The organism is Capnocytophaga leadbetteri (assembly GCF_003054025.1).
GTDB lineage: Bacteria > Bacteroidota > Bacteroidia > Flavobacteriales > Flavobacteriaceae > Capnocytophaga > Capnocytophaga leadbetteri.
Genome location: NZ_QBKG01000001.1, coordinates 241,543 through 261,714, shown reverse-complemented (window position 1 = coordinate 261,714; position 20,172 = coordinate 241,543). Strand labels below are relative to the sequence as shown.

The 20,172-nt window shown below is 40.1% G+C and carries 16 protein-coding genes; all 16 read right to left on the bottom strand.

What is annotated here, in order from left to right:
- Positions 1-8: 8 nt before the first annotated feature.
- Entirely contained in the window at positions 9-1,268 is a 1,260-nt protein-coding gene (locus C8P65_RS01380; protein ID WP_107780662.1) for a DUF1735 and LamG domain-containing protein, read from the bottom strand.
- A 12-nt stretch (positions 1,269-1,280) separates the two neighbouring features.
- Positions 1,281-2,663, bottom strand: coding sequence for a glycoside hydrolase family 18 protein (locus tag C8P65_RS01375; RefSeq protein WP_107780660.1), 1,383 nt, complete (start codon positions 2,661-2,663; stop codon positions 1,281-1,283).
- A 9-nt stretch (positions 2,664-2,672) separates the two neighbouring features.
- Entirely contained in the window at positions 2,673-4,328 is a 1,656-nt protein-coding gene (locus C8P65_RS01370; protein WP_107780658.1) for a SusD/RagB family nutrient-binding outer membrane lipoprotein, read from the bottom strand.
- 17 nt (positions 4,329-4,345) lie between these two features.
- Entirely contained in the window at positions 4,346-7,375 is a 3,030-nt protein-coding gene (locus tag C8P65_RS01365; RefSeq protein ID WP_107780656.1) for a SusC/RagA family TonB-linked outer membrane protein, read from the bottom strand.
- A gap of 347 nt (positions 7,376-7,722) precedes the next feature.
- Positions 7,723-9,765 (bottom strand): S9 family peptidase, encoded by a 2,043-nt coding sequence (locus C8P65_RS01360; RefSeq protein ID WP_211305869.1) that lies wholly within the window; start codon positions 9,763-9,765, stop codon positions 7,723-7,725.
- Positions 9,766-9,772: 7 nt separating this feature from the next.
- On the bottom strand, positions 9,773-10,183 hold the full coding sequence (gene ruvX, locus C8P65_RS01355; protein ID WP_009389574.1) for a Holliday junction resolvase RuvX: 411 nt from the start codon (positions 10,181-10,183) through the stop codon (positions 9,773-9,775).
- Positions 10,180-10,584, bottom strand: a complete 405-nt coding sequence (locus C8P65_RS01350; RefSeq protein ID WP_245887267.1) for a DUF2752 domain-containing protein — start codon at positions 10,582-10,584, stop codon at positions 10,180-10,182. The genes ruvX and C8P65_RS01350 overlap by 4 nt, the downstream gene beginning before the upstream one ends.
- Positions 10,585-10,588: 4 nt before the next feature.
- Positions 10,589-10,975, bottom strand: coding sequence for a hypothetical protein (locus tag C8P65_RS01345; protein WP_107780650.1), 387 nt, complete (start codon positions 10,973-10,975; stop codon positions 10,589-10,591).
- Positions 10,965-11,183, bottom strand: a complete 219-nt coding sequence (locus C8P65_RS01340; RefSeq protein WP_107780648.1) for an AtpZ/AtpI family protein — start codon at positions 11,181-11,183, stop codon at positions 10,965-10,967. Before C8P65_RS01340 ends, C8P65_RS01345 begins: the two co-directional genes overlap by 11 nt.
- Positions 11,158-11,583 carry a bactofilin family protein gene (locus tag C8P65_RS01335; protein WP_009389578.1) on the bottom strand — a complete coding sequence of 142 codons (426 nt, stop codon included), beginning with the start codon at positions 11,581-11,583 and terminating at the stop codon, positions 11,158-11,160. Before C8P65_RS01335 ends, C8P65_RS01340 begins: the two co-directional genes overlap by 26 nt.
- A gap of 147 nt (positions 11,584-11,730) precedes the next feature.
- On the bottom strand, positions 11,731-13,782 hold the full coding sequence (locus C8P65_RS01330; RefSeq protein ID WP_107780646.1) for a peptide MFS transporter: 2,052 nt from the start codon (positions 13,780-13,782) through the stop codon (positions 11,731-11,733).
- Positions 13,783-13,821: 39 nt separating this feature from the next.
- Entirely contained in the window at positions 13,822-15,804 is a 1,983-nt protein-coding gene (locus C8P65_RS01325; protein ID WP_107780644.1) for a putative porin, read from the bottom strand.
- A gap of 34 nt (positions 15,805-15,838) precedes the next feature.
- Positions 15,839-16,624 carry a hypothetical protein gene (locus C8P65_RS01320; protein WP_107780642.1) on the bottom strand — a complete coding sequence of 262 codons (786 nt, stop codon included), beginning with the start codon at positions 16,622-16,624 and terminating at the stop codon, positions 15,839-15,841.
- Positions 16,624-17,211: a dephospho-CoA kinase gene (coaE, locus tag C8P65_RS01315; protein WP_107780639.1), complete on the bottom strand. Its 588-nt coding sequence runs from the start codon at positions 17,209-17,211 to the stop codon at positions 16,624-16,626. The genes C8P65_RS01320 and coaE overlap by 1 nt, the downstream gene beginning before the upstream one ends.
- The gene (locus C8P65_RS01310; protein ID WP_107780637.1) at positions 17,208-18,140 is read right to left on the bottom strand and encodes a YbbR-like domain-containing protein; all 933 of its coding nucleotides are present in this window, start codon (positions 18,138-18,140) and stop codon (positions 17,208-17,210) included. The genes coaE and C8P65_RS01310 overlap by 4 nt, the downstream gene beginning before the upstream one ends.
- 13 nt (positions 18,141-18,153) lie before the next feature.
- The gene (locus C8P65_RS01305; RefSeq protein WP_107780635.1) at positions 18,154-20,166 is read right to left on the bottom strand and encodes a DUF5018 domain-containing protein; all 2,013 of its coding nucleotides are present in this window, start codon (positions 20,164-20,166) and stop codon (positions 18,154-18,156) included.
- Between the last annotated feature and the right edge of the window lie 6 nt (positions 20,167-20,172).

Sequence of the window (20,172 nt, the reverse complement as noted above, 5' to 3'; positions counted from 1 at the left end):
TGTTAGTATTATTGTTCTGTTTCTAAACCTTCAGCAGGGAATTTCACATTTTCTGTCCATTCTATGCCATTTACAAATTCAGTAGCTTCAATATCTTTCACATAATTGCCACCATCTTGTATCCCTCCATTATAACTTGAAGTTCCTTTTCTATAGATAGTAGTATTATTATACTTGCTCATATCTTTAAAAGCATCTTTTTTATTGATAGGCAAATACACTACTAGTCCTTTAGTGTCAGGGTCAGCAGGTAAGTAGAGACCATCTACTATTTCAGCATCTGTAAGCACTCGGTTCCATACTCTAAATTCGCGGAAATAACGATCTGCAGAATATGAAGTTTGAGTATTCTCAATATTGATACGCATACCAGGAGATACTTTTAAGCTAGGACGTTGATAAGTTTTAATAAGCTTACCATTTACATAAAGTTTTAAATATGAATCCTTATAAGTAAAAGTAATTTGGCACCATTTATCCTTAGCTATTTCAGAAGTGAGTGCCCAGTCATCAGGGCTGTCTCCACCACCGTTTTTCACTTGTATTTTTCCTGCATCAATACGAGTATAAGGTAACATCTCACCTTGGAAAAGCGACATATTTACATTCACACCATTATATGCGTGAAACTCTTTAAATAAGAATAATCCTTGTACAGTAAACTCATCACTTGCAGGTACATTATCAGCTACTTTTACCCCTAAAGCATAACCTTGAGCTATCTTAGCTACAGAGGTTTTGAACGGACGGCTAAGAGTAACAACTACATCTTTGTTAGAAAGTATAGGTAGTGAAGCTGAAACAATACGCAAAGGAATAGCGTATTTCACCCCCATAGGATAAGTATCTTCATCCAACGGACGTACTTTAACTCCTATTTGGGCAGAGGTTTGTCCTGGTTTGATTGTAACTTTCAAAATGCCATTATTAGAAGAGTTAGAAACATTCCCCTCTTCAAATAAAGTGTATTCTGAAGCAGGCAACATCTTATAAGAAGTTGAGTTCTTTTCGTTGTATTCTGCAAAGAAATCAGTAGCTGCTACAGTAATAGTTTCTTCCTTACTTCTTAGGTTAGAGATACGAACCTCAAACTTAGTACTACCTGACTCAGTAGATTTAGGAAAACTAATACTTGCATTATTGTTATTCATATACACAGCCGAAGTATTACCTCTAGTGCTGCTATTATTGTCAGCGTCTAATTTTTTCTGACAAGCGGTTACCCCCATAAGTAGGGCTAATCCAGTTATTTTAACTATATTTTTCATCGTTCTTATCTTTTAAGGGAGAATAATTGTAGGTTCCATTTCTTTATATCCTGAATAATCCTCACGTGGGTTTGCCAAACGGATAGCCTCGCGTGTCCAAGCATAGTGCAAATACTTTCTTTTTATATTATTATCTTTTAGATATTGTTTAAAGAAATTATCACTCTCATTAGTTACTGCATAGTCACTTTGTCCGTGGTAAGCACCTAAGCCCCATACTTTCCCTGCTTTTACATCTTTACCTTTTTGTATCATCACGCGGAAGTTACCAGCTTGATAGTTAGCAGAAGTTGAGTTGTAATAAGGGCCTCCTAACATTGGTGGATGAGAGCCATTCATATTCACTCCATTCACACTATAATCTTGCATAAAGTGCTTATCAAAGTAGATAGCAAAAGCATTATTAGCAATATCTAATGGGGTTTGAGAGTTTCTACCAAATATAGGCGGTACTCCACAAGGTACGTCTGCACAGAAATAATAACGCTTAGTAAGGTAATTAGCTGGCAGATAAGGTTTAAACTCATCTATATACTCTTTTTCTTTAGCGTGATAACCAGCAGTAGAGGCCTCGAAAAGAGCTTTTAAGTTAGCTTGGCGTTCTGCTTGTGTTTTTACTAGATGGTCAGCTCCTACTGGGCCAAAGTATTTAGCCATCTCTTTTACAAAGTTAGCTATATTCTCATAATTATTATCAGAAATCATCAAAGGAGTTCCTTCTCTAGTCACAGAGCCGTGGTCACCACAAGTTTCCCAGTCTACATCATAACCATCAAAATCCATAGCTATAATATAGCGAGCGAGCTCACGTGCATAAATAGCAGGCCATTGCTCATAACATTCTGGATAAGGATACTTATTGTGGAAGTTCTGATATCCACTTACTCCTTCTTTGGTAGCAGGCAATCCTAAACCTACACCTGGTGTTTGCCAGCACATCAAGATAGCGCTTCCTTTTTTATGGAAAATTTCAATATCTTTTTTGTGATTGTCAGTAAGGGTTTCAGGACGCATATTGGTACCTCCCCATATTGAGATAGCTACTACTGAGTCTGGCACAGCTTGTAACCAACCACGTGCTATTCCTTTTACTGGTTGCCAAGTAGGACCATCAAACCAGAAGTATACCATAGGTACTTGCCCTCCTGCTTTACCAGTATTAAGCCACGCTTTTTGTTTATACTCACGTAGTTGTTGCCAATAAGCCTCAAGCGCTTTCTTATTTTCTACAGTGCGTTCTGCTTCAGCTACCCATTTAGCGGCATCACGCTTGTTTATAAGGTCTTCTATAGCTGCTTTTTCAAAGTCATCACGCATCGTCTCAGTTTCTGTCCACTTACTACAAGAAGTAAGAGTAACTGAAAGTGCTAATAGTGTGTATATTATCTTTTTCATAGTATTAAATTATTTTGTCTTTTTATCCCACCACACATTGGTTGCAGCATTATCAGTTCCTCCTAATAACGCTTGTGCAGCTGTAACGTTTTCTCTGTTCAATTCAAATTCTTTTTGAGGGAAAGGATAGCGACGTACACCATATTCTTTTCCTGATGATGATATATTTTGGCTTCCTTTGTTGCTCAAATCAAAAGGTACTCCAAACATTCTTGGGTAGCCAGTGCGTTTCCATTCACTCCAAGACTCAAAACCGTTAGGATAGTTAGCTAAGTACTTCTGAGTAATTATTTGCTCTAATTTTTCTTCTTCACTACCGCTTGACATCCATTTTTTGTCAATAGTACTAACAGCATTCGCATTGTAAGAAGAGTTCTTAGGGTCTATGTAATTAGCAGGCGAAGCACTTGTATTGTAATAAGCTTGTGCAGCTGAACTAGTAAGACCATTTTCTGTAAATGAAAGTTCTATACCTTTTTTATACAAGTTTTCAGCAGTGTCATTAGTATACCAACCTATTAAGGCTGCTTCTGCAAGCAAGAATTGTACTTCTGAAGCACGTAGCCAATAAGTAGGCGTACTATTCACTACAGTGGGTTCTGAGTATTTCTCATATACAGTAGCATCGGTTATAGGGTTGATACCAGAGCGCACAGCGTAGAAATCAGTCTGATTAGTACCTGCTGTATTCTTAGTAAAATACTTTTCAGTACGTGGGTCGTTATATCCTACTAAATAAGAGTAAATAGTGGCACCCATTTTTAGCTCTTTATATCCAAGCATAGTTACCAATGAGTGGTGGAAAATATACTTGCTGCTAGTTACTAATTTACCTGCTTGGTCATCATTTTCTATAAGCCCTCCTGTACTAGTAGTTGCTTTAGTGATATATTGTTTGGCCAATGCAGGATCTGCATAACGTACACGCATTGCTAAACGTAGCATTAATGAGTTACCCAAACGTATCCATTTAGAAGTATCACCACCGTATACAGGGTCATACTCTTCCAATACTTTGTTACTAGCTCCATACTGATTAAGTGTAGTTACTGCTTCATCTAACTCGCGCAAGAAAGAACGATACACTTGTTCTTGGCTATCGTATTTAGCTTTTACCTTACCAGGCTCCATATCACTATAAGGTATAGGGCCAAAAAGGTCAGTAGCACGGTGCATACCCATTATTTTCACTATTTGCGCTACAGAGTAAATCGCTTGGTTACTAATATCCTTACTTTCGTACACCAATCTACCATTAACAGTTTTCACATTATGGGTTTGGGTTTTCATCTGAAAATAAGGGTTCATTATCTTAACAAGAGTTGAAAATGTACCATTCAAACGAAAATCTGACAGATAATAGCTGGTTTGGTTATTACCACCATCCCAGTGGTTACGACCTGGTGAAAAGTACCCCACCCAGTTGTCTGTACTCATATTCTGAATTACTTGGTAGTCATTAGCAGGCCCAGTACCAGTACCTGTTGGGATAGGAAGACTTACTAACTCTGCAAAATATCCTCCTGACGACATACCGTCTCTACTAGCCTGCTCATCTGTAGGCTGTAGCTGATTGGTATTTACCTCTTCGAAATCCTTAGTACAAGAGGTAAAAAACACACTCGATAAAGCTATAATGGCTATATTTTTATTCAATATTTTCATTGTCGTTGTTTTTTTAATTAAAATTGAATTTTCAAACTTGCTCCATAAGTAGCGGCACTAGGAGTCATAAAGAACTCAGTTGCAGCATAAGTACCTACACCAAAAGTAAGTTGTGGGTCAAAAGGAGCTTTGTTATATATCATCCAAAGGTTAGTACCGATAACTCCAAGAGTTACTCTTTTTACTTTATCGCAAAAGTGTTTACCATCTAATGAATAAGAAAGTGATACTTCTTGTAAACGTACATTAGTAGCGTCATAAGAGTAGTAACCAGGAAGTTTTTTAATGGTGTTATAATACTTTTGAGCATCATATAACTTGCCATTTACCATTACCCCTCCAGCATCGCGTGCTTCAGCTGAAGCTTTTGATACACCATAAGCATCAAGGTAAGGCTGTGTACCAGAAAGTACAATACCACCAAAACTACCATTGAACAAGAAACTAAAGTCTATATTTCTGAAAGACAATGTATTTCTCCATCCCATTTGGAAATCTGGGGTTGAACGTCCTAATTTTATTTCTTGTGTTTGATCATATTGGTACTGAGCTGCTTCTTCTATAAGTTCGCCATTTTTATTGCGAGATAAAACACCTCTTACTGTTATATCAGACATACTACCACCTTCGCGCAATACGGTGCTACCTTTGCGCACTTCTGTAATATCAAATAATTGTCCTGTAAATGGATTGCGATAACCGCGTACAAGTTCTTTTATCTCATTCACGTTACGAGAATAAGTAAGAGTAGAATTCCAATTCAATTCTTTGTTAAAGAACTCTTTATTATAGTTTACTGATAGTTCTACCCCACGGTTTTCTACATTACCTGCTTGCAAATAGAATGATGAGTAAATAGATGAAGAAGATAACTCTTGTTCAAAGAATTGGTTGAAAGTATTTGATTTATACAAAGTCAAATCAACAGACAAAGTATTATCAAAAAGTTTTGTATTCAGACCTGCTTCCCAAGAGGCAGTACGTTCTGCTTTAAATTCTGGATAAGGATATACCTTGTTGGTGGTTAGGCCTGAAGAAGTCAGATTATGGGTAATAGTACCAGGAGTGATACCTGTTTTGCTAATAGGCGAACCTACTTCGGTATATGAACCACGTACTTTCAAATAGTTAATAAATTGTGGTAGTTTTACCATTTGCGAAATAACTCCTGAAAGTCCTACTGATGGATAGAAGAAAGAAGGCTCTGCTGAGTTTACTAGCTGTGATGACCAGTCATTACGGCCTGTAACAGAAAGGTAAAGCATTCCTTTGTAGCCAAGCTCTGCACTACCGAAAACAGCTACATTCTTAGCTCGTGAATAACCTTGTCCTGAACCTCCTATTTGTGGATCGAAGTTTGCGGCTGAAAACAGGTTAGGCAAACGGAAAAGATAACCTCCTGCTGATAAACTTGTGCTGTAACGATCGTTGTAGCTTGAACCTAAGTTAGCAGTAAGTGAGAAATCTTCACCAAAGTTTTTGTTCATATTGAGCATAATATCTGCATATGTTTGCTCATCTTTTGAGTTGCCAACACTGTAATAACCTTTGTCGTGAGGACCAAACTCTGGTTTCCATCCTACTAAGAAGTTAGTAGTACTTGCATATAATTTTTCTTCTTTTGTACCATAGTCGTTATCCAAACGTACACGTCCTGAGATGTTTAACCAGCTTAAGATTTCGTATTTTAATGAAGCTGACATCATATAACGTTTTTTGTTGTTTAAGAATAACTCACGATTAGCTACCCAATAAGGGTTTTCAGAGAAGTAACTATCTGCTTGTTCTGAATAAGGTTGGTATTTTTCATAGATGCCACGTGCTGGGTTATAACGTTCGTAAGCTTCTACATCTCTGTAGTCTAAACTACGAGGCATCAAGTATAAACCTACTAATGGGTTAAAGTAACCACCACCTGCTATCATATTACGGTTCCCTTGACGGATAAAGTTACCACTTACATCTAAGTGTAGCTTTTCTTTTGCAAATTTAGCAGTATTGCGTACCCCTACATTATAACGATAGTAAGCGTTATTAGGAATAAGACCTTCTGCTTCAGTTTGAGCAGCCGATACAAAAGTTTGGTTTTGTACATTACCGGTTGAGAAAGTCACAGAGTTCATCATATTAGTACCAGTATTGAAGAACTTGCGAGGCTCAAATGTAGAAGGTGTAGCTAATTTAGCCCCCCAACTCTTATCTCCTATACTTCCATAAGTATTTTGAAACTCAGGTAGCATTATAGGGGTCATCACCTCTATACTACTTGAGATACTAACCTCTGTTTTTCCTTCCTTACCTTTTTTGGTGTTGATAAGGATAACCCCGTTAGCAGCCTCACTACCATAAAGAGCAGCAGCTGAAGGACCTGTTAGTACGTTGATACTTTCAATATCCTCTGGGTTGAAGTCTGCGATACCTTCACCTCCACCAGGACGGCTCATTGCACCTGCTGAGTCATTTTGTTTGTTATACAATGGCACCCCATCAATCACGTATAACACACCGTTGTTACCATCAATTGACTTAAGACCACGCATTACCACTTTAGTAGCACCACCAACCCCAGCTGAGCTGCGTTGGATATTTACCCCTGCTACTTTACCATTAAGGCTATTCACTACGTTCACATCTTTCACTTTGGTAAGTTCTTCTGATTTTACCTGTTGTACGTTGTAGCTCAACGCCTTTTGCTCACGCTTGATACCAAGGGCAGTTACTACTACCTCACCAAGCTGTTGGGCTTCTTCCTTCAAAACAACGTTTAAAGTAAGTTTACCACTTGACTTATCAACTTTTTTTGACTGCGAAGTGTAGCCTAACGAACTAAATTCAAGTACCTCATTGCCGGCAGCTTGAATTTCGTACTTCCCGTCAAAGTCAGTTGAAACACCACGTGTTGTACCTTTAATGACAACACTTACCCCAGGAAGGGGTAATCCATCGTTACCTGTAACTGTACCTGTCACAGATACTTTCGTTTGCGCAAATAGTGCACTACTAAATAGCGCAAAAACGAATAGCAACATTGATATTTTTACCTTCATTACTTTATTGAAATAAATTAATTTTGGGGCAAAGTTAAGATTATTTTAACAACCAACAAAACTTTTTACAATAAAATTTAAGAATAGTGTATTTTTTAACATTTCGAAATAAGCAAGCCGCTGAATATCAAATTATAAGAAGAAAATATACAATAAAAGAAAATTTTTTAAGGATTTTTAAGTGTTCTATCCACACTATTAATCGGCAAGAACGCTATAATTAGAAAAATACTTCTGCTTTCTATTTATTGAAAAACAAGACGCATTTTTAAATTATTTAAAAAACAAAAGTCTATTTTCTAAGCCAGAAATTAGAATGCACGAGTTTTAGCAAATGTAAAAATTTGCTAATCTGCTAATTGGCTAATTAAAAACGCGTATTCTTTGGCCGTTTCTTTCAAGGCTTCAAAGCGTCCCGAAGCTCCCCCGTGACCAGCCTCCATATTAGTATCTAAATAAAGTGGGTGGGTATCTGTTTTTAGCTCGCGCAGTTTGGCTACCCACTTAGCTGGCTCCCAGTACTGCACTTGCGAGTCGTGTAGCCCAGCCGAAACATATATAGCTGGATAGGCTTGCCGACGCACTTGGTCGTAAGGCGAATAAGAAAGCATATATTCGTAATACTCTTTTTCATTAGGATTCCCCCACTCATCATACTCTCCTGTTGTTAGGGGGATGCTCTCATCGAGCATAGTAGTCACCACATCTACAAAAGGTACTGAGGCTATCACTGCCTTATAAAGTTCTGGTGCTTCATTAATCACAGCTCCTATCAGCAAGCCTCCTGCTGAACCTCCTTCGGCATAAAGATGCGATGGCGAAGTGTATTGCTGGTCGATAAGGTAACGCGAACAAGCTATAAAATCATCAAAAGTATGTTTCTTCTTGAGCAGTTTGCCGTCTTCATACCAATTCCTACCCAAATACTCCCCTCCGCGTATATGTGCTATGGCATAAATAAAACCTCTGTCTAACAAACTCAAACGCGTAGTAGAAAAATAAGGATTAATGGTCACCCCATAAGCCCCATAACCATAAAGCAGCAAAGGATTTGCACCATTTTTCTCAATTCCCTTGCGATATACAAGCGAGATAGGCACTTTTGTGCCATCAGGGGCGGTAGCCCAAAGCCGTTCTTCTACGTAATTCTCTTTACTGAAAGTTCCGCCTAATATCTCTTGTTCTTTCAGTATGCGCTGCTCTCCTGTACGCATATTGTACTCTATTATCGAGGCTGGGGTCGCCAGTGATTGATAATTATAGCGCAGCCATTCGGTCTCAAAAGCTACATTCTGAGTAGTATAAGCGGTATAAGTTTCACTCTCAAAAGGCAGGTAATAACATACAGAGCCATCCCAACTGCGTATCTGTATGCGTTCCAAACCGTTATACACTTCCTCTATTACCAAATATTCTTTAAAAATTTCTATATCATTAAGTCGTACTTCAGGACGATGTGCAATTACCTCCTGCCAATATTCTTGCTCGGTAGCTGCTTCAGGAGTGCGGATCAATTTAAAGTTAGTTGCCCCGTCTTTATTGGTGAGAATATAAAAAAAGTCTTCGTAATGTGCTATGTCGTACTCAAGCCCTCTTATGCGCGACTGAAATACTTTAAAACTCTCGTGTGGGGTGTATGCATTAAGGATTTGGTATTCTGAAGTAAGGGTACTCTCACTGCCTATTACTATATATTTACGAGACTTTTCGCGATATACATAGGTGTCAAAAGTATCATCTTTTTCCCAAAACACCAACACATCATTTTTAGGGTCTGTGCCCAATGTATGTCGGTATATCTTATAAGTACGGAGGGTTTTTGTGTGATTTTTTGCGTAGAAAATGGTGTGGTTGTCAGCTGCCCATACCGCTTGCCCATTAGTGTTTTTTATCTGGTAAGGCAGTACTTCGCCTGTGCTAAGGTTCTTAATTTGTAGCGTGTATTGGCGGCGCGACACAGTATCAACTCCATACACCGCCCACTGGTTGTCATCACTTACGGCAAAGCTATCCAATTGAAAGTAAGCCTTACCTTTGGCCATTGCATTGCAATCAAATAGCACTTCTTCAGGTGCTTCTAAGGTCTCACGCTGTCTTAGATAGATAGGGTAATCTTTGCCTACCTCATAGCGAGTGCGATACCAATACCCATTATAGTAATAAGGCACCGAACTGTCATCTTCTTTTATGCGGGCTTTCATCTCAGCAAAAAGCGTATCTTGCAGCGCTTGGGTATGTGCCGTCTCCGCTTTGTAATAGGCGTTTTCCGCCTCTAAATAGGCAATCACCTCAGGGTTTTCACGCTCTCGCAGCCAATAGTAATTATCCACGCGCTTGTTGCCAAACTCATTAAATATATGGGGTATTTTCTTCGCTTTTGGAGGTTTCATCAGATTATTAATTCGCTAAATTTAAAAAATCTTGCAATATCAGTGTCGCACTTATTTCATCAATAAGTGCTTTATTTTGTCGTTGTTTTTTCTTAAGCCCGCTATCTATCATCGTTTGAAAAGCTATTTTCGAAGTAAAACGCTCATCATACCGATGTATTTTAATAGTGGGGAAACGTTCTTTCAGCTTAGTGAGTAGTTGCTGAATATCAGCTTCTACAGCCGAGTCTTCATTGTTAAGTCGTTTAGGCAATCCTATCACAAAAGCCTCTACCGCTTCTTCAGCTGTATATTTTTCTAAAAACGGAAGCAACTGAGGCGTATCAACTGTAGTAAGCCCCGATGCTATCAGCTTCAAAGGGTCTGTCACCGCTAAGCCTGTCCGTTTTGTACCGTAATCAATAGATAAAATTCTCATAATCCTTTCTGAATATTCCACACCCAATTAAGTGCTATTAGTACCGCAAGTGGTATCCAAACATACCTCTTCTGTAGTATGCGTCCTACTCTCTTATAGGCTTGTTGCAGGGTGTTGCGCCACACTAAGGCGTCGTACAGCAACCACAAAGTGGTAATGATAAGCCACACTAAAACTACTCCCCCCAGCGGATTGGCATACAGTCCTTCTTTCCAATGACCTGCTATTAGGGCACTAGCCGAACGAGTAGTGCCACAAGACGGACAAGGATAGCCTGTCACTGCTTTTAGAGTGCAAACTGTAAGTCCTACATTATGCGATTGCATAACTTGTTGCCCCAATAGCCACCCCCAAGCCATAGCGCATAGTAGTGCTATAAAAATATAAAAATTCTTTGTCAATTTGCTAATCTGCTAATTTTCTAATCGTAAAGACAGCCTCTAAAGCAATCATCACAAATGAGGGGATAATAATAAATAGGGCTTCGTGATAAGGATATAGACTGGCAGCGGTAGCCAATGGCAATGCTGCTATTACCACAAAAATCAGTCGTACCACCAATGCCCCCATAAAAGCAAATGCCGTATAGGTAGGATGCCAACTATTCACTGCCAAAATAATAGCAAAGAGCACTAATGACAACCCGCTATGCACCCCTGCTATTTGGGCAGCACTATAAAAAAGGGCTATCCCTTGTTCATTGATGTAGTAATTGGCAATATAGTATAGACCTGCTGCTATAGGCAATAGGGCTATAAGGTATAAAAGTAAGTATTTAAGGCTACGATTCATCGGTCATTCGTTGGGCTTTTCTGATAATGCTGTACATTGCCCCTATCACCCCTATAAGGCTGCACACCACTGTACAGAGCGAGTAGTCGTTAGGTAGTTTGGTATCTAGCCAAACACCAAAAAAACTACAAACAGCTATAGTAATAGCCATTTGTAGTCCTGCTTGTGAGAAGTATATCCACTTATTTAAGTGGTTTTTCGTTGGCATTCTGCTGTTTTTCATTGGTAAAGTTTTTACCGCCTTTCATTGTACAAGTTACGTTAAATACCGCTCCTGGTTCTATTGAAAGTTTGTCTACATACACCTCACCTTCTACCACTGCAGTCGATTTGAGGCTTAGCACACTACTAATTTTGATAGTGCCTGTTACTTTCCCTTCTATATCGGCATTTTCGCATATCACAGTACCATTTATCACACCGGTTCTGCCCACTACTAATTTGCCAGAAGTCTGAAAAGTACCTTCTACCTCACCATCTATTCTGAAATCAGACTTAGAGTTGATTTCTCCTTTAAACTTAGTTTCTGCAACGATACGGTTGCTACTTCCTGATGTATTTTCTGCTGCCATAGTTTTATTGTCTCTTTCTTTATTAAATATAGCCATTACATTTATATTAAAAACACAGCCCCAAAGGTAGAATATTTTTTTTGAAAATGCAAATTTTTTAATTAATTATATTTCTCACAGCTTTATAATAAACTGATAATTAATCTTTTAATCAGCAAATTGACAAATTAGCTAATCAATAGATTACTTCACCCCGTGCATCAGCTTCTTTATAAAAGGGGTGAGCAGTATTATCAGCACCCCTGCCGTAGCGGGCACAATAGTGAATATCAAAAAGAAAGTACTCAAACTATATTGTCGAGTAATATTTTCTATCTGCCCCCCTACTACTGCTGCCAACTTATGCCCTATAGCTACTGCTAAGTACCACACGCCAAACATAAAGGCGATCATCCGCCCAGGAACGAGTTTCGATACGTACGAAAGTCCAACAGGCGATAAGCATAACTCACCCATAGTATTGAACATATAGGCAAAGAACAGCCACAGCATACTTACTTTCACCCCGTGAGTAACGCCGCTGGAGCCTATAGCCAAAAGTCCAAACCCTACAGACAACATCAGCAAGCCTATACCGTATTTTACTGCTGCGGGCGGATTGTATCGGCTATCCCACCAGCGCGAGAACAAACTCGCTAAAGCAATGATAAAGAATGAATTGAGTATCGAAAACCACGATACAGTAGCCTCTACCCAGTTGTCGCGTACTTCAGTAACGGTAGCTGGTATCAGCCCATTGTCTTTGCCTAAGGTGGCACCTCGCTCGCGCGCCCATTGCTCTTTAGCTGTATTTACGTAGCCGAATGAGGTGTTTTTGTTGTTCTTAGACAATAATTTTATAGTACTACCCACTTGCAGCGGCTCATCTACTACCCCTATGATAGTACTGCGTGTTACTCTCTTCTTCGCAACATCTTCAGCCCTATTTTCTTCAGTGATAGGCAAGTACACGGTTCTTCCTTGTGTATCTGTCGTTTCGTAGGCTTCGTAAGTCACGCTATAGGCGGTAGTCTTAAAATCGCGATTGAGCATCCACGCTGCTATACCCCATACCAATGAAAAACAGGTCAGGAGCACTACTACTGCGGGGAATATCTTTTTATAGGTTTTCTTTACAAGTATAAACAACACATAACTAATGAGTAGCAGCGGAATAACTGTCAGCAGTGCATTAAAAATATTGTATAGCACTGCCCAATTGCCGTGTAGCTCACGTTCCACATTATCACGGGCAAAAATGATAAGAGACGAAGCGCCTTGCTCAAACGAAAGCCAAAAGAAAACTACAAAGAAGCCAAAGATAACCACCGTTAGCATTCTATCGCGTACGATGCGGGTATAGCGCATTATCCTACTGGCTATCAAGAAGAAGAAAGCCACCAAACCTACTATTACCGCTACGTATTGCCCTTTTAGGGTAGGCAATGATGCCCACGCAAAAAGGTCTGTATTCCATATTTTAGAAAGCGGGTCGTTTAGCGCATAGCCTACTCCTATCACTGCTGCCAAGGCTATTAACACCTTATCGAGCACCGTAAACGGATTAGGTTTTTCTTCCTCATCTTGCGGGGTTGCTACCGCCTCTTTTTTCTCTGGTGTAGTAGGTTTATCGCCTATACTGCCAAAGAGTGGTTTGGCAAACCAAAACTGTATAGTGCCGAGCAACATAAAAATTCCTGCTAAACCAAAGCCCCAGCTCCAGCCTATGCGCTCTGCCAAATAGCCACAAAGCATCATACCAAAGAAAGCCCCTGAATTTACCCCCATATAGAAAATGGTGTAAGCGGCATCTTTCTTCTGAGGTAGGTCTTTATACATTTCCGAAACAAACGACACCATATTAGGTTTGAAAAAACCAGTACCTATCACCAGAAATGCTAACCCTAAATAGAGCGACCACTCCGTCTCAAACGCCATTGACACGTGCCCTAACGTGATGATAACTGCCCCGATAATAACTGCCCAGCGATAACCGGTAAACTTATCTGCTACTATACCTCCTAATATAGGGGTGAGGTAGAGCAACATCACATAGGTGCCAAAGAGAGCTCCTGCGTTTTCAGTACTCCATTCCCAACCTGGGTTATAGCCTATGAGGGTCATTGTTAAAAAGTTAATCAGTAGCACGCGCATCCCGTAAAAAGAGAAGCGCTCCCACATTTCGGTAAAGAAGAGCACAAACAGTCCTGCTGGGTGCCCTAATACTTGCGTATCAAAAATGGTCTTTCTTGTCATTTGTTGTTATTTTAAAATATAGAGGTAAATAGCCTTTCGTTAATTGAACAGGTTCCACTTCACCCCCAAACGTATGATAAAATCGCGGTAAGGCTGTCGAGGGGTAGCATAATAGCGGTATGGATTGCCTAAAACAGAGGGTAACAAGTTGCTCAGCGGTACGTGAAACTGCTCTAAGCTAAAGAAAATACGCATGGTACGTACCTTGGCATTCAAAAAGAAGTCAAGCATAGGGTAGTTGCCTATCTTCTGTGCATCTTGCACCTGAAATTCTGCTAATAGCGGATTGTACTCATTAGCGTAATACTTACTAAAATAGTTAAGCCCTATACCTGTCTGCAGTATCATTGCTTTGTTAAAAAGCGGACTCTTGAAATAAAAACTATTCCGAGTGACGAATGCCGGCACATTAAGCACTGACTCGTCTTGCACTACCTGCTGATAGAGAAGCGTGTTGTCGAGTCCAAACTTGCCAAAAACAAATTCTTTGTGTAGCTTGAGTTGCAAATACTGAATATTTCCTCCGTATTGCGCTGGGGCTACTTGCCCTGTAGATTGTGGTTTAAAATAAGTATAATTATTTAGGTTGGTAAGGTCTAAATGCACACTACCCCATTGTGTTTGCAGGTCGGCATAAAGCGTTTGGTTATTCTCCTTTCCAAAGGAAGTGTAATTATCCCAATTGTAATTCTTATAATCACTTTGGTAAAGCAGATAGTTGAAGTTAGGCATAGCAGAATGCAGCATAGTCCCTGCACTTAGCTTGTTCTGAGCATCTAATGCATACGATAGCGTACCCTTCAGCTGTGTGCCTGTCATCTTGCCTACAAAGGTTTGTTCGCCTTCAGCTGTAATGCTAAAGCCCCCAACTTTCTTATGCCACTGCAGCCCTATACTTAGGTCGGTGTCCTTTATCTGGTGGCGCTGTAGCACTCCTCCTACGTAGTAAGCATTGCGAAAATAGTAATTGTAGTGATAAGCATTACCAAAGACGAATGTCCTACCCAAGTAGGGCAACTCTAACTCTGCTCCTACTCTATTGTGCATCTTCTGCAAGCGCATCTTATCGCTAAGGTTACTACTTACTAAAGCCGTGCCCAAATAAGCATTGGCAGCTCTCTCACCAAAGGCGTAGTACTCTGTTTCGTACATAAAGAGGTGACGAAAGCGTATTTGTTTATAAGAGGAAAGTGAATCGCGTTGTCGCAAGAAAGCGAAGTCGTGCTGTAGAAAATAGCGCTTACTCTCGCGCTGGTTTTCAGCATCTAACAGATTCATATCTATCACAGCACGGTTTTTAAATTGCTTATCACCACTCTCAAACTGCCGAGGGGTCGTCATACCTCCATTCTCCTGACTATCTATATCGTGATTGGCAAAATGAGCAAAAAGAGTATACTTTTTATTAGGCGATACGTATGAAACCCCTGCTCTAAAGTTACCATTACTAACCAGTGCCCGCTGATATTTACCCAAGGAGCGAAGTCCTCTATAAGCGATGAAAATATTAGTAGTGGGCTTTAGGTTAGCAGAAAAGAGTACATCAAGGGTTTGCCCTTGCTCCATTCCTGATTTGTAAGTAAACTGAGTGATAGGGGTAGGCAAGTAATAATAAGTCACCTCTTCAGGGGTGAGGTATAGCTGTGCTTTAGCCTCTGCTCCCATTTGTGGCAAGTAAGCGCGCTTACGAAAGTCATAAGCCAACGTATTATAGGGCTGACCCATATTGCCAAAAGGCATCTTGCCAAACATATCTTTGCCCCAAGCATTATGTTGATAGTATTTAGCTATCGATATAGAGGTGTCAATAGCGGTAGTATCGCGTGTATAAGTGATTATCTTGTAGGCATCTGCCGTAAAGGTGATACTATCTTTTTTCTTTTTAGGGCGTAACGATTTAAAAGTCACAGAACTTTCTTTTTCTGAAGTCTTACGTCCCTCATACTCTCTGTCTTCTTGCGCCAAAAGCAACATCGGACAAAGAACTAAAAAGAAGAAATATAAAAATGGTTTAAAAGTCATTTGCTTGCAATTAGAGCGCAAAGGTAAAAAACAATTAGCAATTTCGCAAATTAGCAAAAGGCACTATCAGTAAATAAAAATTTAGGAATTGCCCGATAAGCACGAGAGTTGCTGCCGCAAAGAGTATAAGGCGGCGGCGTTTGGCAGCTGCCGACATCAGTAGCAAGAAGGGCAATACAAAGCTGAAAAGCATCATCAGTACAAGAAGAGGGGTATAACCATTAGCTTTCAGCACTTCGTAATACGCCGTTTCTTCAGGTATATTGGCATACCATATCAGCATAAACTGCGAATACCAAAGATACGCCCAAAAACAAGAAAAAGCAAATACGTATTTCCCCATATCGGCATAATGCGCCGAACGACTAAATAGGGTAGCCAAGGCCATAGCCGAAAGAAGAAGACTGCTAAGCACATACCAACTGTAAAGACTACTATGCCAGTGCGGAGTAAGGCTTAAAAGCCAATCGGCGGATAGGGGTAACTCTATAAGAAAAAACACAACTAAGAAGAGTACGTGGGGATAAGTTTTCTCAGCTATAGTTGCTCTTGGCAACACCCCATAGCGGTAAACTAACCACACAGCGGTATAGCCTCCTGCTCGCAACAGATAGTAAGGCTCGGCATTACACCACGCCAATAAGGCTAATAAGGCTATAGTTATCACCCATAGAGGGGTGCTAATGCGCTGCATAATAGGGTATAAGTCAGTAGCCCAAGTAGCCTGTGCTACCCTATTGATAGCGTAAAACACCTGTACCCCTACTAACGTAAGCGCACTGTACAGCACAACGGTATATAATACACTCCAGAAGTCCATTATTTTTGGTTTTTGATAAATAGGTTGTTCAATTCTCTCACTCTCTTTTCTGTTTCCTCTAAGTTGATGTTTTCAATCACAGCGTCTGAGAGGGCAATGCGCTGAGCGTCTGTCCATTGCTGTGCCATACGGGCGCGCACTTGGGCTTCAGTACTCCCATCTCGGCTCATACACCTACTGATGCGCAGTGTTTCAGGTGCCGTAACTGTGATGATGAAATCGCAGTTTTTATAACTACCGCTCTCAAAGAGTATTGCCGCTTCTTTTATAACGTAGGGTGAGGTCTGTAGGGCAACCCACTGATTAAAGTGGTCGGCAAGCACAGGGTGCACTATACTATTAAGCACCGCCAACTTATCCGGATTGCGAAATACGATGTCGGCCATATAAGCGCGGTTATACACCCCTTCAGCATAAGCCTCTGCCCCAAATACCTCTACGATGCGCTTCTTTATTTCAGCAGAAGTATTAATGAGTTTTTTGGCTTCGATATCCGAATCATATACCGCTATGCCCAAAGCGGAAAACAGTCGTGCTATAGTGCTCTTGCCGCTCCCTATCCCTCCAGTCAGTCCTACTACTTTCATTCTTTTCTGATTAAAAAATCTACTTTATCTTCACCGAAGAAACTTATCTTCATTCGTTTTTTCTGAGTGCTAAGCTGCAAACTGATGCTACTGCCTTCAGCTTTAGCAAAATCCGCCGTAGCTTGTATATCATTAGGGGTAAGTGCTTTCAGTATGCTCAAGTCGCCGGTGCAAAGTACCGTTATCTCATTGGGGAATACCTTCACTTGGCTGTCTTTAGGCACATTTATCACCTGCACAGGCACTTTCAGCAGTTGCTCACTCACCTTATCTACAAAGGCTTCCATCTTGATAGTATGAAGGTCGTAAGTAATGTATTTAGTGTTCTTAAGCGAATAGTTTTTGCTAAAATTATCTTTGATATGCTTCTTTTTAGTATACTGAAAAGTCACTTGGGTAAGGGTATCTATCGCTTTTTGACTGCCATAAGCTGTTACCGAATCAGGGGTGATGCGCAGTTCTGTCAGCTGGTATTCTTTGGCATACTCTACATTCAACTGCATTAGCACGGGTATTTTCTTACTGACTTTCTTCTCTAAGAGCAGTGTAAGGGTATCAGAGACTACCGAGCGTATTTTAAAGTTCGACAGATAAGTATTCGTGAGTTTCTCTCTGGTGCTTTTAGACAAACAATACTGAGCCCCTTCTATGTGTTTCAGGTCTGTATAGTCTACGCTTAGGGCTTCGTTTTGCGAATAGGTCTTCAGCAGGGTAAACCCATTGCCTTCTACTAATAGCTTGATAGCATTAGGAGCTGAGGGCATCAACACTTGGTGCGCAGGCAGGTTAGTAACCACCACCGGCACTGATACTTCGCGCAACAGGTTTTTAGAGAGCCTTATCAGCGACCATAAGAAAGCAGATAGCAGCACGCACACTACGAAAGTGAGCGTCCTGCTATCTTTTAGAAATATCCGAATCCGTTTCATATTTTGTAGGTTGTTACATATTGTTCGCTTCTGGCAAAAGGGTAAAGTACACCTTATATTCGCGCCCATTATCTTCTATTAGCGCATACCCATCACGACCACTGGTAAGGGCTTCATACTGCTCAATAGGTAGCTTGCCCGACATCACCACCTTAGGATAACGTATAGTATTTTTTATTACAATATCTTTAGAAAATACTATCTCTTTTATCAATACATTTTTTAACTCTTCATTAAAAGTAAGTTGTATTTGCTGTGGATAATAAGCATCTGTCTTACTGTATAAAAGTGCTTTCTCTACTGTCAAACGCGGGTGGTTAGAAGGACGACGATTGATAGTAATATCCTGACTATACACTTCTGATTCTTTATTGATACTAGTCACTATCAACCTTATATGAAATCGCCCTGCACGCACATCATCTGTTATTTTAAAAGTAGCACTTGTACGAGTAATACGTATAGGGGTCAAATATATATAGTGGCGACCATAAGTATAATTGTAAGGTTCTAACATTAGCTTCGTAGGGAATGGTTTATAGATAAAATCAAAATCCATATTTTCGCCATAAATAGTGAACTCATCATCTTTGTTAAGTACTGTTTTAGAGATAGAACGTATCACAGGGGTACCCGCTATTTGCACTTGTATAGCTTGTTTTTTGCTATTCACTAACGGAAAAGCGTATTCTTTACTGCCTTTCTTCATCACAAAAGAAAAATCATTACCTTCAGCAGGAGGAGCAGGCACCTCATTAGGCATTTCTAAGTCTATAGAATACGAACCATTTCTTATAAACTTCTTGATAAAAGGATAATCCTTTCCTGCTTTGCGCAAATAATAAGTATATTGGTCTATCTCGTTTTTCTTTATAAACACTTGTGCCTCAAGCATATCCTTAGGCCATACTAACACATTGCGCACCTTGCCTGGGCTAGAAGTAAAGTAATCCATAATACCTCCAAAATGAGGGGTACCATTTATTAGCACAACGTTCCATTCACTTCGTTCAGTAATATCATCTAAGGTAAGTCTTAGGTTGTAAATACCATTTTGGTAAGTAGAGGGCACTTCTGCTATAATTACCTTTTGTTTTTGGTCAAGCTGCTTGATAGTAAGGTTTATTTCAGCTTGTGTTTCTTTATTGATTAACACTGCTCTTACAAGGCTCTTATCAGAAGGTAGGTATCCTGTTTTGATGTGTACTACATCTACTCCTGCATTATCAGTTACCTTAAACTCTTTAATCGATATAGAGGTAGGCTTTTTAAACGCTACTGATAGAACATACACTCTTTTGTGATAACCATTTTTGGCCGTAACTGTATAGGTTACAGGGTTTGTAAAGTCGGTAGGCACTTCTAACGCTGGATTGATAGTCGCTCCTGCTGGAAATTCTGCACAATAAGGTTCTAAGTTCTTTATATTCGTACCCGTAGGCACTGTTATAACAGCCGTTATTATATCACTATCCGAACTATAAGCAGGAACATAGTTTGTATGAAAAGCTCCGTCTTCACTCTTCAAAGCCATAGGGCCTATCTCTGCCTTCGTATCTTTATAGTGACTAACAACTACCTTGTACTGCCTCTTGCTGCCATCTTTTGCTGTAACCGTATAGGTAACGTGGTTTTGAAAGTTTATTGATGTTTGCAATGCGGGACTAATAGAGGCTCCCACAAAATCTATGAGCGGGGTAAGCTGTAGAGGGGCATCGTCAGGCAGTATTGCCACAATGGTTTCGCTGTATACAGTAGCCGTATAGGCAGTGTTATCAGCAGCTACTACGGCAAAACTGAGTATTTCTTTACGCGAAGCCTCACTATCTGTTTGGGTAGTGTCGGTTTGAGTGGTTGCCGTCTGGGTAGTGCTGGTTTGAGTAGTAGCGGTCTGCGTAGTGGCTGTAACCGTGCCTGTTTGGGTAGTAGTTGTTTGGGTACTACCTCCTGTCTCTTCTTGCGGCTCATCTTTAGTACAAGCCCAAAACACAAATATTGCTGCTAATAAAAAAAGTAATCTGTTCATAATATT